Source organism: Glycomyces salinus, assembly GCF_016428645.1.
GTDB lineage: Bacteria > Actinomycetota > Actinomycetes > Mycobacteriales > Micromonosporaceae > Glycomyces > Glycomyces salinus.
This window is the reverse complement of record NZ_JAELXW010000014.1, coordinates 30,364-54,531: the sequence shown is the minus strand read 5'-3', so window position 1 is coordinate 54,531 and position 24,168 is coordinate 30,364. Positions and strand designations below refer to the sequence as shown.

Below are 24,168 nucleotides of genomic sequence, written 5' to 3'. Positions count from 1 at the left end.
GCTCCTCCGGTGCGGCCGTCAGTCGGCGGGCAGCCAGACCCGCATCGCGGCCGGGCCGCGCGTGGCGCGCAGGTGGAACGGGATCAGGTCCAGTTCGGCCTCGGTGACGTCCTTGTCGGGCGCCGGGCTCGCCCCGTAGGGCCATTCGTCCACGCGCTGGTGGAGGCGGGCGGCGACGGTGACCTTGCCATCCGCTCCGATCGGCAACCGTCCGGTGTCGACGGTCAGGCCCGCGAGGTCGGCGCCGACCGGGAGGTCCACCGACTCGGCGCACAACACCAGCGGACCGCGTTCGACGGCGGCGCAGTCGCGGACGGCGTCGATCCGCGGGTCCGGAACGGTCCACCTGGGCGCGATCGGCAGGTCCAGGCGGACGGTGTCGCCTGCGGCGAAGTCGTGGGCGATCTCGGCGCGGCCGGGGCCGACCTCGCGACTCGCGCCGTCGGGTCCGGTGAGGCGGGCGCCCTCGGCCCAGGCCGGGACCCGTAGGCCCAGGGTCCAACGTCCGCCTTCGCTGCGGTCGACGCGGACGGTGATCGAACCGCCGTCGGGGTAATCGGTCTCGACGGCGACCTCGATCGGCCCGCCGGGCAGCTCGGTGGCGATGCGTCCGGGCGTGTACTGGTGGATCTGGAGGCCGGTGTCGTCGGCGGTGGCGACGTAGGCGGCGATCGAGGCGAAGGTGCGGGCCAGGTTCGTCGGGCAGCACGAGACGTCGAACCAGGCCGCGCGCTGGCCGCCGCGATCCCGGTGCGACAGCTCGCCCTCGGGCGGGGGCTCGTCGGCGGTCCGCTGGTGGAGCGGGTTGGCGTAGAAGAACGACTTCCCGTCCGGGGCCACCGCCCCGGCCAGGACGTTCCAGGTGATCCGCTCGATCATGTCGGCGTAGTGGCTCTCGCCGGTGGCCAGCAGCAGCCGCCAGGCGGTCATGACCGCCGCGATCCCGGCACACGACTCGGAGTAGGCCCGGTCGGGCGGCAGCGCCCAGTCGCCGCCGAACGCCTCGTCCTCGTACTGGGAGCCCATGCCGCCGGTGATGTGCGTGCGGCGGGCCACGGTCCGGTCCCACTGCCCGCGGATCGCCTCGAGGAGTTCGGAGTCGTCGGTGTCCACGGCGACATCGACGGCCCCGGCCGACAGGTACAGGGCCCGCACCGCGTGTCCGCGCAGGACTTCGGCCCGGCGGATCGGCACGTCGTCCTGGTAGTAGACGCCGCCGAACCCGCCCTTGCCGAGCTTGTGCTCGCCGTGCCGGTCGATGAACAGCTTCGCCTGGTCCAGGTAGCGCCGCTCGCCGGTGGCACGGGCGAGTTCGGCCAGCGCCACCTCGATCTCGGCGTGGCCGCAGATGCTCTCGATCCCCCCGGGCCCGAAGGTCTCGCACACGTGGTCGGCGACCCTGCGGGCGATCCTGACGAAGGCGTCCTCGCCGCGGGTGCGCAGCCGCGCGACCGCCGCCTGGATCAGGTGCCCGTAGCAGTACAGCTCGTGGCCCCATTCGAGGTCCGAGTACCGCGGCCGCTGGCCGGGGTTGTCGAACATGGTGTTCAGGTACCCGTCGGGCCGCTGCGCCGCGCCGATCCGCTCGGTCAGCGCCGCGAACTCCTTCTCCAGTTCGACCGAGCCGCTCCGTCCGATCTCCCAGGCCATGGCCTCGGCGAGCTTGTAGATCTCCGAGTCGGAGAACTCTCGGCCGGCCCGCTCGAACGGTCCGCCCTCGGCGACGCGGTCGAAGTTGGCCACCCAGCCCAGCTCCTCCAGCCAGTGCAGGCAGTGCCCGATGGTGGCCTCGGCGTTGACCCGCTGGCGGTCGCCCCAGTACCCGCCGGTGATGCGGACCTCGTCGATGCCCAGAGGGCGCAGGGTCCCTCCCGAAGGCGCCACGGGCAGTTGTTGAGTCATCCTTTGATCGCTCCTGACATGAATCCTCGGACATAGTGGCGTTGCAGCGCAACGAATAGGATCAGGCACGGCAGGGCCATCACGACGACGCCGGCCTGGGTGGCGCCGAAGTCGATGGAGCCCATCGACTGCTGGCGCAGGGTGGCGATTGCCAACGGCAGCGGCGCGCTCTCGGCGTCGCTGATGAGGATGAGGGGCGCGATGAAGTCGTTCCAAGCGGCCAGGAACGAGAACAAGCCGACCGTGATCAATCCGGGCGCGACACCGAAGACCATGATGCGGGTGAGGACGCGGAAGCTGCCGCAGCCGTCGACCATCGCCGACTCCTCGATCTCCTTCGGGATGGCCTCGAAGGAGATCCGCATCATGAACACCGCGAACGGCAGTTGGTAGAGCGTCAGCACCATCGCCAGGCCCAGCAGTGAGTTGCGCAGGCCGAGGTCGCCGAGCATGATGTAGAGCGGGATCAGCAGGGTGCTGTAGGGCACCATGAGGATCGCGATGGTCACCAGGAACAGGGTGTCCTTGCCCCAGAACTTGAACCTGGCGAACGCGTAGCCGCCCAGCATGGACAGCACCAGCGTGAACAGCACGGTCAAGCCCGAGACGAGGGTGCTGTTCCACAGGTAGCGGGGCAGTCCGGCGTTGTAGTCCATGAGGGTCTGGTAGTTGCCGAAGCCGAACCCGTCCTGCTGGGCGGTGGCGCCCTGCGGGGCCACCGAGGCGTAGCCGGTCCAGATCAGCGGGACCAGGAACAGGATCGCCAGTCCTCCGGCCAGAACGTAGTAGGAGGTCCGGCCGAGTGCGTTCGTCCGTTGCATCAGTCCGCCTTCCTGAGCGCGCGGAACTGCGCGATGTTGAGGATCAGCAGTGCCAGCAGGATCAGCACGGATACGGCTGCCGCGGCACCGAGGTCGAAGCGCTGGAACGCCTCGCGGTAGACCAGCTGCACCACCGTGACGGTGCTGTTGTCGGGCCCGCCCTTGGTGAGGATGAAGAACTGGTCGAAGGCCAGGAGGGAGCCGGTGACGCTGAGAATGAGCACCAGCCCGAGCGAGGGCCGCAGCAGCGGCAGCGTGATGTGCACGAAGGCCTGCCAGCGGTTCGCCCCGTCCTGGCGGGCGGCCTCGTAGACCTCGCCTGGGATGGACTGGAGCCCGACCAGCAGGATGATCATGAAGAAGCCGGCGAAGCGCCACACGATGAGCACCACTGTGGAGAACAGGGCCATGTTGGGGCTGCCCAGCCACGAGATCGGTTCGTCGGTCAGGCCCAGCGCCTGCAGGATCTGGTCGATCGGCCCGATCTGGGGGCTGTAGAAGCCCCAGAACAGCAGCGAGGCCGAGGCCAGCCCGAGTGTGGTCGGCAGGAAGTAGGCGGTGCGGATGAATCCGACGCCGCGGCGCTTCTCCTGGACCAGCAGGGCCATCAGCAGCGACAGCGCGAGCAGGACGGCCACGACGATGCCGGTGTACTTCAGGGTGAAGCCGACCGCGGGCCAGAACAGCGGGTTGTCGTTGATCGACTGGTAGTTCTCGGGGAAGTTGATTCCCTGGTCGCCGGTCAGCAGCTGCCAGTCCGCGGCCGACATCCGGCCGACCAGGAACAGCGGGGCGATGAAGAACACGGCCACGAACACCGCGACCGGCAGGGCATAGAGCGCTCCCTTGGCCGAGCGCCGCTGCCACCAGCGCTTCCTGACCGGGGACCGGGGCGGAGCGAGCGCCTCCGGGCGCTCGGTCTGCTTGGTCATTGGCACCTCACATGTCTATGGCCCGCAAGCGCTCTCTGCGAGGCTCGCGAGCCGTGGATCGGCATCGTCGAAGCCGGCCCGCGGGCGAGGCGGATGCGGGCCGGCGGGCCCGCATCCGCGACGGTTCGGTCAACTGCCGAGTGAGTCGGTTATGGCCTGATTGAGATCTTCGAGTCCGTCCCCGGAACCGAATACCGCCTCACGGACGAGCGGGAGCCAGGGCCCCTGCGGGTCGTTGAAGGTCTGACCGAAGTTCAGCGAGTACGGGGTCCGGCCGACCTCGACGAGCTGGTTCATCAGCACCGCGCGCGGGTCGTCCTGCGTGTACTCGTTCTCGGCCAGGTCCGGGCGGGCCATGACGTCGGCGTTCTGGGCCAGGACCTGGATCTGGGTCTCGTCCTCGAGGGTCCAGCGGATGAAGTCCCATGCCTGGTTGCGGTTCTCGGAGTTGGAACTGATGCCGATGCTGTCGCCGCCGACGAAGGTGGACTCGCCGCCGGTCAGGCCGGGGATGGGGGCGACGCCGATGTCCATGTCCTCGGGCATGAGCCCGAGCATGGTCGAGGGCATCGGCATCACGCCGATGTTGCCCTCGGGGAAGTAGGAGACCCAGGTGGTTCCGGTCTCCTCTTCGTAGCCGGGGGCGACGGCGCCGTCGTCGACCAGGCCCTTCCAGGTCTGGTACACCTCCTGGGCCTCCGGGGAGGCCAGGAGCGACTCGGTGCCGTCCTCGTTCATGACCTCGGCGCCCTCGGCCCACAGGCTCGGCCACCAGGTGAAGACGTAGCAGCCGCCGCAGTTGCCGCCGAAGAAGGTGCCGTAGGTGTCGTCGCCGAGCTCGCCCACGGCGCGGGCGTGCTCGGCGAATTCCGCGAGTGTGGTCGGGGGCTGCTCGGGATCGAGCCCGGCCTCGCGGTAGAGGTCCTTGTTGTAGAAGAGGACCGACAGGTCGAGCGTGTGCGGCACCATGTACTTGCGGTCGTCGACGGTGGCGACCTCGATGTGCGAGGGCGCCAGGTCGTCGGCGAAGTCGAGCGCGTCGATGTACTCGGTGAGGTCCGCGAAGGCTCCGGCGTGGGTGAAGCGGGGCGCGAAGACCACGTCCATGGAGAGCATGTCCGGCAGCTCCTGGTTCCCGGCCGCGGTGCCGACGCGGGTCTGGTAGTCGTCGGTGGGGATGACGGTGAGCTCCACCTGGTTCTCGTGAGTGGCGTTGTACTCGTCGACCAGGGCCTGGGACTGCGCCTCGGTGGCCGCGCGGGTCCACATCGTCAGGGTGGTGCCGTCGTCGACGCCTTCGACGTTCGCGTCGACGTCCGAGCCGCCGCCGTCACCGCCGCATGCGCTGGCCAGGAGTAGTAGTGCGGCGCAACCGGCCGCGACCGCGGCGAGGTGTCGCCGCGGTCCGGTTGAAGGGCTTCGTGTCACTGTCTCGTCTCCTTTGACGCAGAGGGGTTGATGCTGACTGCGGTTGTCGGGGACATCCAATCCGAAAAATCAGAAAAGGTTTTCGGAAACCATAAGACGTAGATCACTCGCTGTCAACCAGGCCACCCGCATCATTTTCGTCTCGATCGCCTCAACGCACCCCTGGCGCCAGAAATCTATGGTCAGGGCGGTATCGACTCAGCCTGACGGCCGGTGCCAGTACAGTGGGCAGCGGCCGGCGACGCAGATGCCTCCACATTGGTTGCATTGAGCCTGCACACCGATCGCGGTCAACGCCTGGAGTGTTCGGGGCATTGCCCCAGCGAGCACGAGTCCCACCTTCGAGTGTCGCGGTGTTGTTGTCATACCCGACTTCTATCGTTGCAGGCATGGGCAAGCAGGTCGTGCAGGTTAAGCTCCAGGCGTTCATCGCCTATAAGGCGAAACTCGCCGGAGTCCCGGTTGTGGTCGTGGATGCCCGCAACACCTCGCGACGGTGCCCGCTCTGCGGGCACGCCACGAAAGCCAATAGACCCGATCGAGATGGTTTCGCCTGTGGCGGCTGCGGACTCGCTGGAGCCGCCGACCAGGTAGCCGCGGTCAACGTCCGAGACCGCGCACGCATGACCTGGGCTGTTGTCAACCAGCCTATTGTCGCCGATACGCCGCAGCCAGCGGCGGGCACGAGCGACAAACCACCGGCATCAACCGGCGGTAGTTGACTCGGATTCGATGACGGTCACGGCGGCCTCGGCTTCGAGGGAGGTGCCCTCGACCGAGCCGGCGACGGTGAATTCGCCGGGTTCGGCGTATTCGGCCGGGTCGATGTCGGCCCAGGCGACCGCGGTGGTGACGTTGTCCTTCGAGCCGTCGTTGAAGACGGCGGTGACGGTGCCGGGCAATTGCGGGGCGGTCCCGGCGACGGTGGTGACCTCCTCGGTCTCGATGGCGGTGACCTCGACTTCGTCGGTGAGTCGGACGTGGACGGTGGCGCTCGCGGCGAGCGCGAGCCCGGTGACCAGGCCGCTCACTTCGATGGTGGTGGCCGGTTCGGAGACGTCGTCCTCGGCGATCTCCTCCCAGACGACCGCGAGCTCGGCCCGGGAGCCGTCGGCGTAGACGCCGGTGACGGTTGCGGGCAGTTCTGGGACGGTCCCGGCCTCGGTCGGCTGGTGGACGTGGCGGACGGTCTCGGGGACCTCGGCGAAGACCTTCCATTCGAGGATGCCGACGCTGGCCTCGCCGCTTTGGAGCACGGCGCGGAGCGCGGTGGTGGTGACGGCGGTGAAGGCGACGCTGTTGTACTGGTCGGGAGCGGTTCCGTAGGTGCCGCTGGCGTTCACGTCGGTCCAGTTCTCGCCGTCCAGGTACTGGATCCGCCAGGAGGCGGGGACCCTGACTCCGCCGCCGTCGTCGAAGAAGTACATGTCGGACTCGGCGACGCGCACCGGGTCGTCCCAGGTGAGCTGGACCCACTGCTCGCCTTCCTCGGGCCAGGTGCCCCAGCGGGGGTTGGCGCCGTCGTTGGAGGTGGACGGCTCGATGCCGTCGTTGACGGCGGTGACGTTCTCCCACGAGGAGGTGTAAGAGGCGGTCGGCTCGGCCGAGGGGGCGACGTTGGCGCGGTCGTCGGGCTCGGCGACGGTCAGGGCGACCGTGGAGGCCGATTCGAGTTCACCGTCCGTGGCGGTCAGTTCGAGGATGTACTCGCCGGGTTCGGTGAAGGTGGCGACGGTGGTGGCCGCGGCGGCATCCTCGAACACGACCGAGCCGGGGCCGTCGACCGCGCGCCAGGTGCTGGTCAGTTCGCCGTCGAGCGGGAGCGCGTCGTCCTTGACCGTCCCGGTCGGCCGCGCCTGAAGCGGGCTGCTGAACGACGAGTCGTGTCGGGCCACGACATAGGGTGCGACGTTGTCGGCCGGAGAGGGAGTGTCCTTGGTGCGGAAGGCTTGGAACTCCTTCAGGCCGGTGGTGTATCCGGACTGGTGGCGCAGGATCACGCGCAGCCGGTCGGTCCGGACCTTCGCGAACTGGACGCGGTTGTAGTTGGCGCGCGGGATCGCCGGGGTCTTGGTCGGCCCGGGAACGTCGACCCAGTCGCCTCTGTCGTCGTACTGAACGCGGTAGGAGGCGGGCTCCAGGTGGCCGCCGTCCAGGCGGTCGCGGTAGAAGTAGAGCCGGACCTCGTCGACCCACTTCTTGCGGCCGAGATCGATCTCGAACCAGTCGGTGGAGTTGCCGGACCCGGCGGCGCTCCAGAACGGTTCGTTGATGGTGGTGCCGTTGACCGCGGCGTCGGCGCTGCTGCCTTCGGCGGTGTGGGAGGCCGCGACGGACGCGCCCAAGGCGACGTTCTCGGCGTCGGAGAGCAGGTCGACCCCGGCCTTGGCGAAGATGTCGACGACTCGGCCGGTGTGCTCGACCTGTTCGGGGGCCGACAGTTTCGGTATGGGGTGGCTGTAGAGGACCTCCCCGGTGCCTCCGGTCAGCTCGACTTTCCCGTTGCGCGGGTCGAACACGGCTGGTGCGAGGCTGTCGAGAGTGAAGGCGTGGTCGCCGTTGATGAACACCGAATAGCCTTCGGGGACATCCGGGTACGGGTTGTCGGTGCCGGGGGCGACCCAGGTGATCGAGAGGTCGGAGTCCCGGTAGCGGAGCCCGGCCACGCTGAAGTGATCCCAACCGATATCGATCGGCCACAGCTCGACCTTCCGATCCGAGCGGGGCCGCAGGCCCATGGCGTCCTCGACGATCGTCCAAATGCCGGAGCCCAGGATCGTGTGGTGGATCCACGACCGGTAATCGATCCGGCCGGTGCTCGGGTTCCAGTCGGCCCAGAACTCGTTCGCGTCCGGCCAGGCCACATCGCCGTCGATGAAATGCGCCCAGGCGTTCCAATACAGCAGCTTCTTGTAGTCCTCAGGCCCGACCGCGTCGGTGTCGTAGCGGCGCAGCACCGATGAGAACAGCCGGAACTGGACGGTGGAGTTGATCTGGGAGAAGTTGTTCGACCCCGGGTTCCCCTGCTCGGCTGCTGCCTGCTTGTCGACCTGGTTGGCCGTGTAGAACGGGAACAGCGGGTACTCGGCCGGATCGGCGAACAGCCGCAGCGCCTCGGTGTATGGGGCCTCGTTGGGCACCGCGCCGACGCTGAACGGGTAGTAGTTGTTGATCTCCTTCCACGGCACATGGTCGCCGGAGTCGACGTGGACGTGCTCGAACAGGGCCCGGTCCGGGTTCCACAGCACACCGGTGATCGCTGCCGCGATGGCGTCGGCGATATCGCGCATTTCGGTCGCCTTCGCGCTGTCGCCGAGCAGGTCGTAGGCTGCGGCCGCAGCGAGGGCCCCGGAGTACTGGTAGGCCGACTCGGCCCGGTCGAGGTTGTCCGAGCGCCAGTGGAAGGAGACCGCGTCGGCGTCGTTGCCGGTCATCGCGCCCCAATCGTACTCGATCAGCCGGTTGCCGTCGGTGTCGAAGGTGGCGAGCTGGCCTTTGACGTCGCCTTCGGCGTAGCGGGCCAGATTGCCCGCGATCGGGGTCTGGCCGCCGTGGACCTGGTAGGACCGCCACGCCGCCTCGGCGATGTACTGGGTGTAGGAGTTCGACCAGTTCTCAGGATCCCCGGGATTGTCCATGAACCGGCCCCCGGCCGAAGACTCCCCGGTGGAGACCCAGGGGCCGAAGGCGTACACCGGGTCCCGCAGGTATTTCAGGTCGTCGATGAACATCGGCACGGTCAACGCGATCGCGTTGTTGTAGCCGGTGACGCCCTCGATCGAGGTCGGGAACTGGAAATCATTGCCCGGGATATCGGCGTCCAGGTGGTTGAACCGCATCAGCCACCACCGGTAGTACACGAACTTCTTCAACGCCCCGTCCGGCAGATCGAAATAGGGCAGGTTCTCGGCCCACCACCGGTTATACGCCCGCACATGATCAGCGAACGCCGTCTCGGGCCCGGACTGGCGCACCCGGTCGTACTCGCCGCGCGACTCCGCGATCTCGTCGGTGACCATCCCCAACTGGACCTTGACCGTGACCGACTCCCCCGCGCCGAGCGAGATCTCCCCGGTCAGGCTCCCGTCCACCGGGGTCAGGCCGGTGCCGGACAGGCGCGGGAAGACCGTCGTCAGGCGCTGGCCGCGCGAGTTCTGCATGTCCAGGACCCCGGTCAGCTCGTCGCCGTCGGCCTGCCACGCGAAATCCGAGGCCACGGTGACCGGGACCGTCGTCGCGGCGCCGCCGTGGTTGGTCACGGTTACGTTCGCGACCGCGACGTTGTTGTGGGTGATGAATTTCTGGACGGTGACCGACAAGTCCCCGCCGCCGGTGTGGACACTCCTCCAGTGGCTCGGGCACTGCCGCCGCCGACTGGTGTCCTCGCTGAAGGTCAGGTCGCCCAGCGTGATCGCGAAGCCGTCGCGGTTGCTGAACCGGTCGAACGTCGGGTCGTAGTAGGCCGACTGGCCGCCGAACCCGATCACCTCCGGGTCGTGGACCCGCATCAACAGGGCCCGGCCGCGGGACATCAACCAGTCCCCCGCCGGATCAGCGCCCTCGCGGGCCAGCAACCGGTCTATCCAGAAATCAGTGCCACCGGACTCGGCCTCGAACATCGACTCCATCATCCCGTCCACGACGTACGCGACCGGCTCGGACGGAACGGCGTCACCACCACCGAACACGGGATAGCCGATGGTCTGCTGCGCCGACGCGAGGCGGGGCCCGGTCCCGGTGGCGGCGATTGCGGAGAAGGCCGGAGCGGCCCCGGCCAGGATTCCCAGGCGGAGCGCGGTTCGGCGGGAGATCGGCAGGTTCATGCGGGGTGTTCCTCCGGTGGTCGAGGGGTTCGATGACGGTCGACGGTGCGCCATGGCGTGCCTCCGAGGGATTTGCTGGTCATTCGGAAGGGTGGGATCGCGAACCGAAAACTACCGAAAAGGTTTTCGGTCCATCATGCAGGACATGCTACGGCCATTCATGGACCGATGTCAATGCAGACTCACGGGAGTCCACAACTCGACGCTCGGTCCGCCACGAAAGCCGGTTGGGCGGGTTTTCCGAAGATCGGCTACAGTCGATCCGTCACTACCTGCAACGAAGGACGACCGGGACCGAAGGAGGACGCCATGACCAGACCGACCGGCTCACGCGGCGCCCGTACCGCCACGTTGTCAGACGTCGCCAAACTGGCGGGCGTCTCGGTCTCCACCGCCTCCAAGGCGCTCAACGGCCGAAACCATGTGCATTCGCAGACCCGCGAACGAGTGTTCGAGGCCGCCGCGCAGCTCCAGTTCTCCCCCAACTCGCTCGCCCGGGGCCTGCTGGCCGGACGCAGCGGCACGGTCGGTCTGCTCACCACCGACCTCTCAGGCCGGTTCAGTCTTCCGATCCTGATGGGCGCCGAGGACGCCTTCGGCGCCGGGCAGGTCTCGGTGTTCCTCTGCGACGCGCGTGGAGATGCGATCCGGGAGCGCCACCATGTGCAGGCGCTGGTCAGCCGCCGGGTCGATGGCCTGATCGTGGTCGGTTCCAGCACGGACCCCCGCCCCAAGCTGGCAGATCGGGTGGACGTGCCGGTCGTCTACGCCTACGCCCCTTCCGAGGATCCCGAGGACCAGTCGATCGTGCCCGACAACGTCGGCGCCGGCCGTATGGCCATCGAGCACCTGGTCGCCTGCGGGCGCACCAGGATCGCGCACATCAGCGGCGACCGGCACTACAGCGCCGCCCGCGACCGCGACGTCGGCGCGACGGAGGCACTGACCGAGGCGGGCCTGGAGCCGGTCGGCGAGGTCGCCTACGGTTCGTGGACCGAAAGCTGGGGCAGGGCGGCGGCCGCAATGCTGATCGACCGACATCCCGAGGTCGACGCGGTGGTGTGCGGCAACGACCAGGTCGCCCGCGGCGTCCTGGACACGCTGCGCGAACACGGCCGGACGGTTCCCGAGGACGTGGCGGTCCTGGGCTTCGACAACTGGGAGGTGCTGACGACCGGCTCCCGGCCCCAGTTGACCAGTGTGGACCCCAATCTGGAGGAGCTGGGGCGCGCCGCCGCCCGAGCCCTGTTCGACGCGATCGACGACGAGCACGACCGCGGGGTGCGGACGCTGCCGTGTCGGCTGGTCATCCGCGAGTCAACGGTCAGGGATCGCTAGCGCTTCACGTGGCAGTCGGCCAGGTGGTCGTCGACCAGGCCGACCGCCTGCATCATCGCGTAGGCCGTGGTGGGGCCGAAGAACCGGAAGCCGCGCTTCTTGAGCGCCTTGGCCATCGCCGTCGACTCCGGTGTCACCGCTGGGACCTCGTCGATCGACTTCGGCCGTGGTCGCGGCTCGGGGGCGAAGGACCAGACCAGGTCCGTCAGTCCGCCGTCGAGTTCGAGCACGACCCGCGCGTTGCCGATCGCCGCTTCGATCTTGGCCCGGTTGCGGACGATCCCGGCGTCGCCGAGCAGGCGCTCGACATCGGCCTCGGTGAAGGCGGCGACCTTGGCCACCGAGAAGCCGTCGAAGGCTTTCCGGAACGCCTCCCGCTTGCGCAGGATGGTCAGCCACGACAGTCCCGACTGGAACGCCTCCAAGCTGATCCGCTCGAACAGCGCGTCGTCGCCGCGCACTGCGCGGCCCCACTCCAGGTCGTGGTACTCCCGGTAGATCTCCGGCTCGGCACCCCACGGGCACCTGGCCACGCCGTCGGCCCCCACGATCACATTCTCAGCCACTCCGGCTCCTCTCTGCGGTCTCGACAGTACGACCCGCCACCGACGTTCCGGCCTCGGTGGTTGCGCGACCCTCCCGGCGAAGGTTACGATTCGCACACAGTTGGCAACCCACCAGCCGACTAGCTATTGGCCGAGTTGATCCCCACCGGCAGATCGCATCGACGAGGACCAAAGCGACCCTTTGAGGTGACAGATGAATAGCAGCACCCTGATTCCCACCGTCTCAGGAGCGCGTCCCGTGGTCGGCCACGCCGCCGAGCTCACGCGGGACCCCCTCGGGCTGTTCCGGCGCGGCCACGCCGAGCACGGCTCGATGTTCCGGCTCCGCCTCCCGCTCAAGGACACCGTGGTCCTGCTGGGCACCGAGAACAACAAGCTCACCTACTCCGAGACCGACCGCAAGCTGTCGATCCGCACCGCCTATCCGTTCTTCCTGCGGATGTTCAGCCCCGACTTCTACTTCTTCGCCCCCTACGACGACTACAAGCGCCAACGCGACGTGGTCCTGCCGCGATTCCAGGGCCGCCAGCTCGACACGTACGTGGAGGTCATGGAGCACGAGGTCCGCTCCTTCATGGACGGCATGGGCGAGGCGGGCAAGCTGTCCATTCCCGAGGACTTCGGCCCGCTGATCATGCGGGTGGCCGCGCGCTCCTTCCTGGGTGAGCGCTTCGCCGAGACCACCACCGACTGGTTCGGCGAGTTCCGCCGCTTCTCGGAGGGAGCGGACTTCGTCACGCCCGGATGGCTGCCGGCTCCGCACCTCCTGCGCAGCCGCGCGGCGGGCAAGCGGATCCGGCGGCGACTCCAGGAGATCGTCGACAAGCGGCGGGCGAACCCCGGCGACGGCGAGGACTTCCTCGACTACTTCGTGGAGGCCGCGTACGAGGACGGCGAGCCGGTGCCCGACGACATCCTCCTGCACCTGATCATCATGCTGGTGTGGGCCGGGCACGAGACGACCACCGGGCAGATCTCCTGGGGCCTGATCGACCTGCTGCAGCATCCCGAGGAGCTCGATCGGGCCCGAGAGGGATTCGGTGCGGTCCCCGAGACCATGGCCGCCAAGGACGTCCGCAAGCTCGCGCACCTGGATCGCTGCCTGCACGAGTCGGAGCGGCTGCACCCGGTCGCGCCGATGAACGTGCGCAGCGCGGTCGAGCCGTTCGAGGTCGACGGCCGGGAGATCCCGGCCGGGACGCTGGTCATGATCTCACCGGCGATGACGCACCGGCTCGAAGAGGAGTTCCCCGATCCCGACTCCTTCCGTCCCGACCGGTACGTCGAGGATCCCCGTCAGCTGCGCCGCCTCATCGGCTTCGGCGGCGGTCTGCACCGCTGCCTGGGGATGCGGTTCGCGTACCTGGAGATGACGGTGGTGCTGGCCAGGCTGCTCCAGCGCTACGACTTCGAACTGCGCAATCCCGATCCGCAGCCGATACCCGGCCAGGGCGCGAAGTGGCCCGAGGCCACCGAGGTGACCTACCGCCGCCGTTAAACGGATTGCCGCAGTTGGCCTCCGCTGTGAGGATGTCGGAATGCAGACCGACGCACACGACTGGAACGAATGGCGCGAGGCCAACCGCGCGATGTGGGACGAGCGGGTTCCCCTCCACGCCGCCAGCGACGCCTACGACCACGACGGTTTCCGCAAGGGCCGCGACGAGATCCGCGAATTCGAGGCCGAAGAGGTCGGCGACGTAACTGGGAAGCGCTTGCTGCACCTGCAGTGCCATATGGGGCAGGACACGCTGTCGTGGGCCCGACGGGGCGCGGCTAAGGTGGTCGGGCTGGACTTCTCCGAGCCGGCCATCAAGGTCGCCCGCGGCCTGGCCGCCGATATCGGATTCGGGCCCGACCGCGCCGAGTTCGTCGTGTCCGACGTCTACGAGGCGGCCGCGGCCCTGCCGGACCGGGACTACGACATCGTCTACACCGGTATCGGCGTCCTGGACTGGTTGCCGGACATCGAGCGCTGGGCCGCCACCGCCGCCTCACTGGTGGCGCCCGGCGGGTTCCTCTACCTCGCGGAGTTCCATCCGATCACCCACGTCCTCGACGGGGACGACGGGACCAGGATCGAGACCGATTACTTCGACGACCGCCCGGTCGTCACCGACGAGCCCGGCAGCTATGTGGACTGGCGTGCCGAGACGGCCCAGAACCTCAGTTTCGAGCGGATGCACACCCTCGGCGACATCGTCAGCTCGCTCGCGGCGACCGGGTTGCGCATCGAGTTCCTCCACGAGCACGACGTGACCATGTTCCACCGCTACGCGACCCTGGAGCAGGGCGAGGACGGCCTCTTCCGCGCCCCGAAGGGGCAGCCGCGTGTGCCGCTGATGTTCTCTCTCAAGGCATCACGGCCCGCATAGCCGTCTCAGGAGAGGACGACCAGCTCGGTCTGACCGAGGACCGTGGCCGACAGCGAGGTGCGGAGCCCGGGCTTGATCTGGAGGTTCGCTCCGATGGCCTTCAGCGCGCCCTCGACGGGCTCGGGCTCGGGGCTGGTGGCCTCCAGGCTGATGAGCGGGACCTCGGGCAGGTCGGCCGAGGGGTGGGCGGTCTCGCCCCAGTCGATCAGGAACGGCACCAGTCCGGTGTGGCCGCGATCGCGATCGAGGGTGAGCCGCCAGTCGAGCGTGCCGCCGTCCGGAGTCCGGCGGGACATCTCCCACGGCTCACCGGTGTCGTGCCCGGCCTGGCGTGCGGCGGACACGACCGCGTCGATGTCGCGCACCTGGACGGCCCAGGTGACGAGGCGGGCCTCGCTCAGCTCGTCGATGCCGAACGGGCGCGGCCGGTCAGGTTCCGGCTGGTCCGGGTCCGGTCCGACTATTTCGAGGTAGGCGCCTTGGCCGAGGCCGAGCAGGTGGTTCCTGGTGCCCAGGCCCGGGTGCGCGCCTCCGGGCACCGGCTCGGTGCCGGTCAGGCGGGCGATGTGGGCGGTGGTCGACGCCAGATCGGGCGTGGCGAGGACGAGATGGTCGAGCGATGGCATGGCGGCCAGTCTAGTGCCCGTCTCCCCCACTGACATCGGACGAGCGGTGCGAGGCCAGGCGCTCGGGGTCCGCGAGTTTCTCGAGGATGCCGTCCTCGGCTTCGCGCACCGCGGCTTCGCGCAGCGCGCGCTCGGCCTGCTCCCGGGCGCTGAAGCGCTCGTGGTGGAAGGCGACGTCGATCGTGCCGTCCGGCTCGCGGCGCATGAAGTCTCCGATGCCGTTCGCCAGGATCTGGAAGGCGTGCATCGCGGAGGCGACGGCGTCGGGATAGATCTCGTCGAGCGGCTCCCCGGCCCAGACCCGGCGGATGTTGCCCTGGGCCAAGATGTGCTGGACGTGCAGGAGCTGGCTCGCGACCAGGTGCGCGGTCATCTCGGAGCTGCCCTCCTCGATGAGTACCTCGGCCAGGAGCGACGCGCTCTGGCGGCGGTACTCCATGGCCCGCAGTCCGAGCGCGGGATTCTCGCGGAGGATCCGCTGGACCTGGAGCACCATCGGGTGGTCGCTGAGGCCGGACATCGGCTCTCGCTCCTTGAGCCCGCGCAGGAAGTAGTCGCGCATCACCGAGTGCGGGGTCTCGCCCGGCGTGCGGTCGCGTACCAGGTCGGCGGGCTCGTGGATGTGGGCCTTGGCCCCGGCGACGACCAGGTCCTCCTTGGTGTCGAAGTAGTTGAAGACCGTGGCCTTGGACACTCCCGCCTTGTCGGCGACCTCGGCGACCGAGACGTTGTCGAATCCCCTCTCCTCGAACATGTCGAGGGCGGTGGTCATCAACAGGTGCCAGGTTTCGCGCTTCTTCCGTTCGCGCAGGCCGAGCTCTTCGTTCACACTTTCAGTGTACCAGATCCAAATTTGTACTAGATAAAAATTTGTACCTGGTCAATTTTATGGCTAAGATTGACCGCATGCAGGAAACCGAATCACCCTCCGGAGGATTGATCGCGCTGCTGCGCGAGTTCCTCCGGCCCCACCGCCGCGGCCTCGGGCTGACGGTGCTGTTCCAGATGGTGCAGACCGTGGCGATGCTCTATCTGCCCACGCTCAACGCCGACCTGGTCGACCACGGCGTGGTCCGCGGCGACACCGGCTACGTGCTCCGCCACGGCGGCTTCATGCTCGGCGTGACACTGATCCAGATCACCGCGGCCGGGGCCGCGGTGTACTTCGGAGCCAAGGTGGCCACGGCCCTGGCCCGCGATCTGCGCGGAGCGATCTTCGAGCGCGTCCAGTCCTTCTCACAGCGGGAGGTCGACCGCTTCGGAGCGCCGTCGCTGATCACCCGCACCACCAACGACGTCCAGCAGATCGCGCTGCTGCTGATCATGACCCTCACGATGCTGCTCATGGCCCCGGTCATGGGCATCGGCGGGCTCGCCCTCGCGCTCGGGCAGGACGTGCCGCTGTCGGCCACGCTCCTGGTGGCGATCCCGATCACGGTCGTGGCGATGCTGTTCATCATCCGCGCGATGATCCCCTCGGCCAAGGCAATGCAGGAGCGCATCGACGGGGTCAACCGGGTCATGCGCGAGCACATCACCGGCATCCGGGTCATCAGGGCGTTCGTGCGCGACCGCCACGAGCGGCACCGCTTCGGCGAGGCCAACGGCGACCTCATGAACGTGTCGCTGCGGGTCGGCCGCATCCAGGCGTTCTTCGGCGCCACCGCCATGGCGATCTCGAACCTGACCTCGATCGCGGTGGTCTGGCTCGCGGCCGGGCGCATCGAGGACGGCACCATGCAGGTCGGCTCCCTCATCGCCTACCTGAGCTACGTCTCCCAGATCCTCATGGCCGTCATGATGTCCATGGGCGTGTTCATGATGGCCCCGCGCGCCAAGGTCGCCGCCGGTCGCATCCGGGAGGTCCTGGACGCCGAGCCGAGCGTAGCGATCCGGGCGGACGCGGTCACCGAGCTGCCAGGGGGCGGCGAGCTGGAGGTCAGGGACGTGACCTTCCGCTACGACGGGGCCGAGGAGCCGGTGCTGCGCGGCGTCGACCTCATCGCCGGTCCGGGCCGGACCACGGCCGTCATCGGCTCGACCGGAGCGGGGAAGACGACGCTGCTCAACCTGATCCCGCGCCTGTTCGACGTGGACGGCGGGGCGGTCACGATCGACGGGGTGGACGTGCGCGACATGGACCGGGCGCTCATCGCCCGCACCGTCGGTCTGGTCCCCCAGCGCGCGCACCTGTTCTCGGGCACCGTGGGCTCGAATCTGCGCTACGGAGACCCGGACGCGAGCGACACCGAGCTGTGGCGGGCCCTGGAGATCGTGCAGGCGGCCGACTTCGTCCGCTCCATGCCCGATGGCCTGGAGACGGCCGTGGGCCAGGGCGGGACGACCGTCTCGGGCGGCCAGCGGCAGCGCCTGGCCATCGCCCGGACCCTGGTGGCGCGCCCCAGGATCTACCTGTTCGACGACTCCTTCTCGGCCCTGGACACCGCCACCGACGCCGCCCTGCGGCGTGCGCTGGCCTCCGAGATCGCCGACGCCGCCCAGGTGATCGTGGCCCAGCGGGTCTCGACCGTCCGCGAGGCCGACCGGATCGTCGTCCTCGACGCCGGGCGCGTGGTCGGCGCCGGCACACACGAAGAACTGGTGAGGGACAACCCGGTGTACGCCGAGATCGTCGACTCCCAGCTGTCCCTTCAGGAGGCGATGTGAGCTTCATGGGGCCGGGACGCGACCCGGCGAACGCCAAGCCCGCGGACTTCCGCGGCACCATCATGCGGATCGTGCGCATGCTGCGCACCGACCGGCTGCGCATGGCCGGAATCGTGCTGTTCGCGCTGCTCAGCGCGTCCTCGATGCTCGTCATTCCGACGATCCTGGGCGCGGCGACCGACCGAGTGATCGACGGCGTCCAGGAGGGCGGGGTCGACTACGGCGCTCTGGCACGCCTGCTGGGGCTCGGCGCCGCGCTGTCGGCGGGTTCGTGGCTGCTGACGGTGAGCATGGGCCGCACCATCGCCGGTCTGGCGCAGCGCATGGCCTACGAGCTGCGCGAGACGGCCGACACGAAGGTGTCGGCGCTTCCGTTGCGCTACTTCGACTCCCGGTCGAGGGGCGAGGTGATGTCGACGGTCACCAACGACATCGACAACCTGACCCAGACCGCCCAGCAGGTCTTGCAGCGGGTCCTGTTCAGCCTGCTGATGTTCCTGGGCGTGCCGATCATGATGCTCACGATCTCGCCGCTGCTGACCCTGGTGGTCCTGGCGACGATCCCGCTGACGGTGTGGGGCGCGAAGTTCATCGGCAAGCGCGCCCAGCCGAGATTCGCCCGGCAGTGGGCGGCCACCGGCGGCACCAACGGCCACGTCGAGGAGATGATCACCGGGCACCAGTTGGTGACCGTCTTCGGCCGCCAAGGCGAATCGATCGAGACCTTCAAGGGCCACAACGAGGAGCTGTACGAATCCAGCCGGAGTGCGCAGTTCCTGTCCGGGCTCATCGCGCCGGTGCTCGGCTTCCTCGGTTCGGTCACGTACGTGCTGGTGGCCGTGATCGGCGGTCTGCGGGTCGCGGCCGGGGCGATCTCGATCGGCGAGATCCAGGCGTTCATCCAGTACACGATGCAGTTCTCGGGGCCGGTCAACCAGATGGCCGCCATGTCCAGCCAGATCCAGTCGGCCGTGGCCTCGGCCGAGCGGATCTTCGACCTGCTCGACGCCGAAGAGCAGAGCCCTGATCCAGAATCCGTCCCGGGCAGGCTGGACACGGTCGAGGGTCGGGTGTCCTTCGAGGACGTCTCCTTCCGCTATCTGCCGGACGAGCCGCTGATCGAGCACCTGTGGCTGGAGGCCGAACCGGGCCAGACGGTCGCGATCGTCGGCCCGACCGGTGCGGGCAAGACCACTCTGGTCAACCTGCTGATGCGCTTCTACGACCTGGACGCCGGGCGGATCACGGTCGACGGCCACGACATCTCGGAGGTCGAGCGGGCCCGGCTGCGGCAGCGGATCGGCATGGTCCTGCAGGACACGTGGCTGTTCGGCGGCACGATCGCCGAGAACATCGCCTACGGGCGGCCGGAGGCCACCCGCGACGACGTGGTGGCCGCGGCCTCGGCGGCCCACGCCGACCACTTCATCCGCACCCTCCCGGACGGCTACGAAACCGTGGTCGACACCGACGAGGGCGGCCTCAGCGCCGGTGAGCGCCAGCTGATCACGATCGCGCGGGCCTTCCTGATCGACCCGTCGGTCCTCATCCTGGACGAGGCCACCAGCTCGGTCGACACCCGCACCGAGATGCTGGTCCAGCAGGGCATGGTCGCGCTGCGGCAGGGCCGCACGAGCTTCGTGATCGCCCACCGGCTCTCCACGATCCGCGACGCCGACGTGATCGTGGTGATGGAGGACGGAAGCGTGGTCGAGCAGGGAAGCCATGAGGCGCTGCTGAAATCGGACGGCGCCTACGCCAGGCTGTACGCCGCCCAGTTCTCTAAGCCGGCGATGGAAGAAGAGGAGACCGCCGCCGTATAGAGGCACCCGACGGCGGCCCCGATCTGAGACCGGGGCCGCCCAAACCCTCTTGCCATGCTGCGGCGTGGCTGCTTGGATCGGGCCATGACCGAACGCTGGGAAACCGTAGACGACATCCGTAACGCCCGCCTGCGATTCGAGGCGGCCATCCCCGGCTGGCGGACCCCGGCCGCCTTCGGGCTCGGGGAGATCGACGAGAACAGCAGGATCGACTTCTTCCGCGTGAACACCCGTGACCACGCCCTGCCCGCGGTGGTGCTGGCGACGGTGTGCGAATGCCGGGGCGAGACCGGCTCCCACCGCATGACCCGCGACGACCTGGCGAAGGCGATCGATCTGCTCGCCCCGGCCGAAGCCTGCGACGCCTATCAGCACCCCAACCTGTGGGCCTGGCAAGCGCGGCACTCCGAACTGTCCCCGGACGCCCGCCTGGCCGCGGTCTTCCTGGCCGACCTGAACACCCCGAGCGAAGACCCGCTAGTCGCCGCCCTCCGCACCGCCATCGAAGCCTAGTCTCTGAAAAGAACCGAACCGGCGAAGAGGCATGGCGCGTCCGGCGATCCGCTCCTGGCGCGCCCTGGTGAAGTAGCCTGTGGCGGAATCGGATGTCGGTGTGATCTGGAGGGCCCGAGTTCTTGACTTTTCTGCTCATCTACGTGCTCGGTCTCGTCGTCAACTCCTCCATCGTCGCGTACGTGACGGCCAGACTTCTCGATGTCCACTACACGTTGTGGCGGCTGCTCGTGGTGAGCATGATCGGCCAGACGATCGTCCAGCACGGTCTCATCCCGGTGATGTTCGAGCCGTACGGAGACCGCGCGCCGAATCCTGAGGAACTGCCCGGTTCCATCGCGCTGCTGGCCTTCGCGGTGGTGTGCGCGCCGGTGATCGCGATGATTCTGCTGGTGATCTGGGAGGCGGTCGTTCCGACCGGCACGGTCCCTCCGGTCAGGAGCTGGTTCAAGGGGCTGCGCACGAGGGTCCGGCGCTCCCGCCGGTACCTTCAGATCCTCGCCGTCGCCTCCAGGCACGGCCTGATCGGGCTGCTGCGGGGGCGGCGGCAGATCGGCCAGGACGCCGAGATGGCCCGCTCGCTCCGCCGTTCGCTCGACGACGCGGGGATCACGTTCGTCAAGCTGGGTCAGATCCTCTCCACCAGGCGGGACCTGCTGCCGTCCGCGTACATCGCCGAGCTGGCGAAACTGCAGGACCAGGCCGCCCCGATCTCCGGGACGACGGCCGCCGCTCTCGTCGAGGAGGCGGTCGGCGCGCCGCTCGAAGAGGTGTTCGCCGAGTTCGACCCGGAGCCGATGGCCGCGGCCTCGGTCGCTCAAGTCCACAGTGCTGTCCTGCACGGCGGGGAGGCGGTCGTGGTGAAGATCCGCCGCCCGGGCGCGGCCGAGGCCATCGAGCGGGACCTGGACATCATTCAGCGCCTGGCCCGCCTGATCGACAGGCGCACCGCCTGGGGGCGTTCGATGGACGTCCTCGGTTTGGCGGCCGGGTTCGCGGCCGCACTGCGCGAGGAGGTCGACTTCACCGTCGAGGCCCGCAATCTCGCTCAGGTCGCGGCCGCGCACGACCGGCGCCGCTCCGCGGTCCGCATCCCCCGGCCCCACCCGGACCTGTCCGACGACGGCGTGCTGGTCATGGAGCGCTTCACGGGCGTCCCGCTCTCCTCGGCCGGTCCGGTCCTGGCCGAGCGCGGTCTGGAGCCGGGGCCCATCGCGGCCGCGCTCCTGCGGGAGATGCTCGACGAGATCATGATCGACGGGATCTTCCACGCCGACCCGCACCCGGGCAACCTGCTGCTGCTCGAGGACGGCAAGCTCGGACTGATCGACTACGGCTCGGTGGGCCGGCTCGACCGCGAGCTGCGTACCTCGCTCCAGGCGATCCTCATGGCCGTCGACCGCCAGGACGGCCCCGCGCTCGCCGACGCCCTCATCGGCGTCTCGACCCGCCCCGACGAGCTCGACCAGGTCGCGTTCGAGCGGGCGCTCGGCTCGTTCATGGCGCGCCATCTCATGGCCGGTTCGTCCCCGGACATCCGCATGTTCACCGAGCTGTTCCGCATCATCGCCAAGTACCGCATCGCGATCCCGCCCGAGCTCGCGGCGGTCTTCCGGGCCCTGGCCACGTTGGAAGGATGCCTGACGGCGATCGATCCCCGCTTCGACCTGGTGGCGCACGCCCGCCGCGCGGGCGAGGCGTACGCCGAGCACCACATGCGCCCGACCGCGGTCAGGGACATGCTGACCGAGGAGGCCGCCGACCTGCTGCCGGTGCTGCGCAAGTTGCCGCGCCGCCTCGACCGGCTGGCGGCCGCGGCCGAGGCCGGGCGACTGACCGCGAACCTGCGGCTGTTCTCCCGTTCCGAGGACCGCAGGACCGTCACCGCTTGGCTGCACCAGGCCCTGCTGACCATCCTGGCCGCCGCCTCGGGCCTGATGTCGGTGATCCTCATCGGCATCGACACCGGACCCGACATCAGCGAGGACCTGGGGCTCTATCCGTTCATCGGCCTGACGCTGCTCCTGATCGGCTCGGTCATGGCGCTCAGGGTCCTCGCCGACATCTTCACCAAGAACAAGGCCCGGGACGACTCACGCTGACGCGGCACCGGTTTTCCAGGACCAGGCGAGCCAGGCGATCAGCGCGTTCATGCCGACGCTCAGGACGATCAGCATGTCGTCGAAAAAACCCTGGTAGGGCAGGCCGGAGAGGTTGAACGCGGCGAGGGCCGCCGAGGTGCCCATGGTGATCCAGCTCAGGGGCCGGGCCGCCGCCAGGAGCGAGGTCATGATCATCGCGATCGGCACCATCATGATCCCGGCGGCGAGGGTCCACATCCACTCGGGCACCGGCTCGCCGCCCATCCGGCCGGGCTCGAAATGGCCGGCGAAGACCCGGAGCACGTCGCCGAGCAGGTAGATGAGCATCAGGCTGGTCCAGCCGCCCGCGAGCACGACTCGTTCGCGTTCGACGGTCATGGCGTGCCGTCCATTCCGGGCGCGATCACGAGGTTGCCGACCTTGCGCCCGGTGTCGATGCGCCGGTGGGCCTCGCGCAGGGCTTCGAGTCCGCCGACGACCTCGGCCACCGGGTCGAGGTCGCCGCTCGCGGCGAGTTCGAGCAGGAACGCGAAGTCCTCGGCCCGTTCGGGGGCCGGGCCCGCGAGCACCGGTCCGCGGGCGAGTACGGTGTCGAGCAGTCCCGCGACCGCCAGGATCAGCGATCCGGACGGGTTGAGCAGGCGCAGCCCCTCGGCGCGGGTGATGTTCCCGACCGCGTCGAAGACGATGTCGAACCGCTCCTCCAGCCGCGCTACCGGGGTCTCCGCGTAGTCGATCACCCGCCCGGCGCCCAGGTCGGCCACGAGGCTCCGGTTCCGCGCGCTGGTCACCGCCGTGACCTTCGCTCCGAAGTGGCGGGCGAGCTGCACCGCGCTCGTCCCGACCGCGCCGGAGGCGCCGTTGACCAGGACGGTGTCGCCGGGCGCCACCTCGGCCCGGTCGCGGAGGAAGTGGAGTGCGGTGGTGCCGCCGAAGAGAACCGCGGCGGCGTCGGCGTGGCTCACCTCCGTGGGTTTGTACACGAGCGCGGCGGCCGGGACCGCGACGTATTCGGCGTGCGAGCCCATTCGCGCACCGGTCATGCCCGCGACCTGGTCTCCCGGGGCCAGGCGCGTGACGTCCGGCGCGACCTTCTCGACCCGGCCGGAGAGCGTTCCGCCCAGGGTGCGGGCCCGGGGGCCGCGGAGGCCGATCCCGAGTCGCGCCAGCGCGCCGAACCCCTTCGGGAAGCGTCCGGCGCGCATGCGGGCGTCGCCGGCGGTGACCGCGGCGGCCTCGACGCGGACCAGCGCTTCTCCCTTGCGCGGCTCGGGCGGCGGCGTCTCGGTGATGGTGATCCGTTCCGGCGGCCCGTACCGATCGACGAATGCGGCTCTCATCAGATTCCCCTTACAGGTGTAAGCCTCTTTGGGGAATAGTATCCTTACACTCGTAAGATCGCAAGGGGGATGCATGAACCAGCGCGAACCGCTGACCGGGGCAAGAGTCATCGAGGCGGCGGCGGCGGTCGCCGACCGCGGCGGGCTACCGGCGCTCAGCATGCGCACCGTCGGCCGCGAGCTCGGCGTCGAGGCCATGTCGCTCTATCACCACGTGGCCGGCAAGGAGGCCCTGCTCGACGGGCTCGCCGACTGGATCTTCACCGGGATCGAGCTCCCGGACCGGGACGCGCCGTGGCGCGAGGGCATGCGGCGGCGGGCGGTCTCGGCGCGCGAAGTCCTCTCGCGGCACCCGTGGGCGCTCACGCTGATCGAATCGCGCGCGAACCCCGGGCCCGCGCTGCTGCGGCACCACGACGCCGTCATCGGATGCCTGCGGCGCGGCGGATTCTCGGCGGTGCTCGCCTCGCGGGCGTTCTCGATGATCGACGCGTACGTGTACGGGTTCGCGCTCACCGAGCGGAACCTGCCGTTCGAGGCCGACTCCGGCGCCTCCGACTTCGCGGCCGAGATGACGGCCGCGCTCGAGGGGTACCCCGACCTGGCCTGGCTCGCGCGGGAGCTCATCACCGGAGGCGACTACTCGTTCGCCGCGGAGTTCGACCGCGGCCTCGACATCATCCTCGACGCACTCGATCGCCGACTGGGCGGCGAGCCGACCGGATCTTGATCGAACTCTGAGCCGCTTCAGCGTTGATTCGGAGGAGCCCCGGGACTCTAACCCTGGGAGGAACCCGGGTCCCATAGAGACTGTCCCAGACTCGCCGGGACGGTCCAAATCCGTCGGGCGCCATGGTGGTTTGTGTGCTGGATCATAACGGGGCAGGTTTCGGGACGCTCTGGATTGTCGGA

The 24,168-nt window shown here is 68.9% G+C and carries 19 protein-coding genes; 9 read left to right on the top strand and 10 right to left on the bottom strand.

Features of this window, described 5'->3' with window-relative positions:
- Positions 1-18: 18 nt before the first annotated feature.
- The 4 genes from JFB92_RS05610 to JFB92_RS05595 all read right to left on the bottom strand — a co-directional run bounded on the left by JFB92_RS05610 (position 19) and on the right by JFB92_RS05595 (position 5,083).
- Entirely contained in the window at positions 19-1,902 is a 1,884-nt protein-coding gene (locus JFB92_RS05610) for a glycoside hydrolase family 127 protein (protein ID WP_199035720.1), read from the bottom strand.
- A complete protein-coding gene (locus tag JFB92_RS05605) occupies positions 1,899-2,723 on the bottom strand; it encodes a carbohydrate ABC transporter permease (RefSeq protein WP_199035718.1) in 825 nt (274 codons plus the stop codon). The genes JFB92_RS05610 and JFB92_RS05605 overlap by 4 nt, the downstream gene beginning before the upstream one ends.
- Positions 2,723-3,655: a carbohydrate ABC transporter permease gene (locus tag JFB92_RS05600; protein WP_199035716.1), complete on the bottom strand. Its 933-nt coding sequence runs from the start codon at positions 3,653-3,655 to the stop codon at positions 2,723-2,725. The genes JFB92_RS05605 and JFB92_RS05600 overlap by 1 nt, the downstream gene beginning before the upstream one ends.
- A 129-nt stretch (positions 3,656-3,784) precedes the next feature.
- Positions 3,785-5,083, bottom strand: a complete 1,299-nt coding sequence (locus tag JFB92_RS05595; protein ID WP_199035714.1) for an ABC transporter substrate-binding protein — start codon at positions 5,081-5,083, stop codon at positions 3,785-3,787.
- 389 nt (positions 5,084-5,472) lie between these two features.
- On the opposite strand from JFB92_RS05595, the gene JFB92_RS05590 reads away from it, so the two are divergent.
- Positions 5,473-5,805 carry a zinc ribbon domain-containing protein gene (locus JFB92_RS05590; RefSeq protein ID WP_199035712.1) on the top strand — a complete coding sequence of 111 codons (333 nt, stop codon included), beginning with the start codon at positions 5,473-5,475 and terminating at the stop codon, positions 5,803-5,805.
- Here the strand turns inward: JFB92_RS05590 and JFB92_RS26030 are convergent.
- Positions 5,788-9,906 (bottom strand): Ig-like domain-containing protein, encoded by a 4,119-nt coding sequence (locus tag JFB92_RS26030; protein WP_199035710.1) that lies wholly within the window; start codon positions 9,904-9,906, stop codon positions 5,788-5,790. The genes JFB92_RS05590 and JFB92_RS26030 overlap by 18 nt on opposite strands.
- A gap of 309 nt (positions 9,907-10,215) precedes the next feature.
- On the opposite strand from JFB92_RS26030, the gene JFB92_RS05580 reads away from it, so the two are divergent.
- Entirely contained in the window at positions 10,216-11,244 is a 1,029-nt protein-coding gene (locus JFB92_RS05580; RefSeq protein ID WP_199035708.1) for a LacI family DNA-binding transcriptional regulator, read from the top strand.
- On the opposite strand, the gene JFB92_RS05575 is transcribed toward JFB92_RS05580, so the two are convergent.
- Positions 11,241-11,810: a DNA-3-methyladenine glycosylase I gene (locus JFB92_RS05575; protein ID WP_307789028.1), complete on the bottom strand. Its 570-nt coding sequence runs from the start codon at positions 11,808-11,810 to the stop codon at positions 11,241-11,243. The two genes, JFB92_RS05580 and JFB92_RS05575, sit on opposite strands and share 4 nt — an antisense overlap.
- A gap of 193 nt (positions 11,811-12,003) precedes the next feature.
- On the opposite strand from JFB92_RS05575, the gene JFB92_RS05570 reads away from it, so the two are divergent.
- Both JFB92_RS05570 and JFB92_RS05565 read left to right on the top strand, forming a co-directional pair.
- Entirely contained in the window at positions 12,004-13,308 is a 1,305-nt protein-coding gene (locus tag JFB92_RS05570; RefSeq protein WP_199035706.1) for a cytochrome P450, read from the top strand.
- Between the two features lie 40 nt (positions 13,309-13,348).
- Positions 13,349-14,185, top strand: coding sequence for a class I SAM-dependent methyltransferase (locus tag JFB92_RS05565; RefSeq protein WP_199035704.1), 837 nt, complete (start codon positions 13,349-13,351; stop codon positions 14,183-14,185).
- Between the two features lie 5 nt (positions 14,186-14,190).
- Here JFB92_RS05565 and JFB92_RS05560 read toward each other — a convergent pair whose 3' ends face one another.
- Positions 14,191-14,811: a VOC family protein gene (locus JFB92_RS05560; RefSeq protein WP_199035702.1), complete on the bottom strand. Its 621-nt coding sequence runs from the start codon at positions 14,809-14,811 to the stop codon at positions 14,191-14,193.
- A 10-nt stretch (positions 14,812-14,821) separates the two neighbouring features.
- Positions 14,822-15,640, bottom strand: coding sequence for a TetR/AcrR family transcriptional regulator (locus JFB92_RS05555; protein ID WP_199035700.1), 819 nt, complete (start codon positions 15,638-15,640; stop codon positions 14,822-14,824).
- Positions 15,641-15,717: 77 nt separating this feature from the next.
- Here JFB92_RS05555 and JFB92_RS05550 point away from each other — a divergent pair, with 77 nt between their 5' ends.
- From JFB92_RS05550 to JFB92_RS05535, 4 genes are all read left to right on the top strand, one after another.
- Entirely contained in the window at positions 15,718-17,478 is a 1,761-nt protein-coding gene (locus JFB92_RS05550; protein ID WP_199035698.1) for an ABC transporter ATP-binding protein, read from the top strand.
- Positions 17,479-17,483: 5 nt separating this feature from the next.
- Entirely contained in the window at positions 17,484-19,301 is a 1,818-nt protein-coding gene (locus tag JFB92_RS05545) for an ABC transporter ATP-binding protein (protein WP_199035902.1), read from the top strand.
- Positions 19,302-19,385: 84 nt separating this feature from the next.
- Complete coding sequence (locus tag JFB92_RS05540) at positions 19,386-19,814, top strand: hypothetical protein (protein ID WP_199035696.1); 429 nt, start codon at positions 19,386-19,388, stop codon at positions 19,812-19,814.
- A 122-nt stretch (positions 19,815-19,936) separates the two neighbouring features.
- Complete coding sequence (locus tag JFB92_RS05535) at positions 19,937-21,916, top strand: ABC1 kinase family protein (protein WP_199035694.1); 1,980 nt, start codon at positions 19,937-19,939, stop codon at positions 21,914-21,916.
- Here the strand turns inward: JFB92_RS05535 and JFB92_RS05530 are convergent.
- Both JFB92_RS05530 and JFB92_RS05525 read right to left on the bottom strand, forming a co-directional pair.
- Complete coding sequence (locus JFB92_RS05530; protein WP_199035692.1) at positions 21,908-22,294, bottom strand: hypothetical protein; 387 nt, start codon at positions 22,292-22,294, stop codon at positions 21,908-21,910. The genes JFB92_RS05535 and JFB92_RS05530 overlap by 9 nt on opposite strands.
- A complete protein-coding gene (locus JFB92_RS05525) occupies positions 22,291-23,256 on the bottom strand; it encodes an NAD(P)-dependent alcohol dehydrogenase (RefSeq protein ID WP_199035690.1) in 966 nt (321 codons plus the stop codon). The genes JFB92_RS05530 and JFB92_RS05525 overlap by 4 nt, the downstream gene beginning before the upstream one ends.
- Positions 23,257-23,329: 73 nt before the next feature.
- Here JFB92_RS05525 and JFB92_RS05520 point away from each other — a divergent pair, with 73 nt between their 5' ends.
- Positions 23,330-23,986 (top strand): TetR/AcrR family transcriptional regulator C-terminal domain-containing protein, encoded by a 657-nt coding sequence (locus JFB92_RS05520; RefSeq protein WP_199035688.1) that lies wholly within the window; start codon positions 23,330-23,332, stop codon positions 23,984-23,986.
- Positions 23,987-24,168: the final 182 nt, after the last annotated feature.

Coding starts and splice junctions, on each gene's coding strand:
- JFB92_RS05610 (WP_199035720.1), bottom strand. CDS start 1,902: ATGACTCAACAACTGCCCGTGGCGCCTTCGGGAGGGACCCTGCGCCCT.
- JFB92_RS05605 (WP_199035718.1), bottom strand. CDS start 2,723: ATGCAACGGACGAACGCACTCGGCCGGACCTCCTACTACGTTCTGGCC.
- JFB92_RS05600 (WP_199035716.1), bottom strand. CDS start 3,655: ATGACCAAGCAGACCGAGCGCCCGGAGGCGCTCGCTCCGCCCCGGTCC.
- JFB92_RS05590 (WP_199035712.1), top strand. CDS start 5,473: ATGGGCAAGCAGGTCGTGCAGGTTAAGCTCCAGGCGTTCATCGCCTAT.
- JFB92_RS26030 (WP_199035710.1), bottom strand. CDS start 9,906: ATGAACCTGCCGATCTCCCGCCGAACCGCGCTCCGCCTGGGAATCCTG.
- JFB92_RS05580 (WP_199035708.1), top strand. CDS start 10,216: ATGACCAGACCGACCGGCTCACGCGGCGCCCGTACCGCCACGTTGTCA.
- JFB92_RS05570 (WP_199035706.1), top strand. CDS start 12,004: ATGAATAGCAGCACCCTGATTCCCACCGTCTCAGGAGCGCGTCCCGTG.
- JFB92_RS05565 (WP_199035704.1), top strand. CDS start 13,349: ATGCAGACCGACGCACACGACTGGAACGAATGGCGCGAGGCCAACCGC.
- JFB92_RS05560 (WP_199035702.1), bottom strand. CDS start 14,811: ATGCCATCGCTCGACCATCTCGTCCTCGCCACGCCCGATCTGGCGTCG.
- JFB92_RS05550 (WP_199035698.1), top strand. CDS start 15,718: ATGCAGGAAACCGAATCACCCTCCGGAGGATTGATCGCGCTGCTGCGC.
- JFB92_RS05545 (WP_199035902.1), top strand. CDS start 17,484: ATGGGGCCGGGACGCGACCCGGCGAACGCCAAGCCCGCGGACTTCCGC.
- JFB92_RS05540 (WP_199035696.1), top strand. CDS start 19,386: ATGACCGAACGCTGGGAAACCGTAGACGACATCCGTAACGCCCGCCTG.
- JFB92_RS05530 (WP_199035692.1), bottom strand. CDS start 22,294: ATGACCGTCGAACGCGAACGAGTCGTGCTCGCGGGCGGCTGGACCAGC.
- JFB92_RS05525 (WP_199035690.1), bottom strand. CDS start 23,256: ATGAGAGCCGCATTCGTCGATCGGTACGGGCCGCCGGAACGGATCACC.
- JFB92_RS05520 (WP_199035688.1), top strand. CDS start 23,330: ATGAACCAGCGCGAACCGCTGACCGGGGCAAGAGTCATCGAGGCGGCG.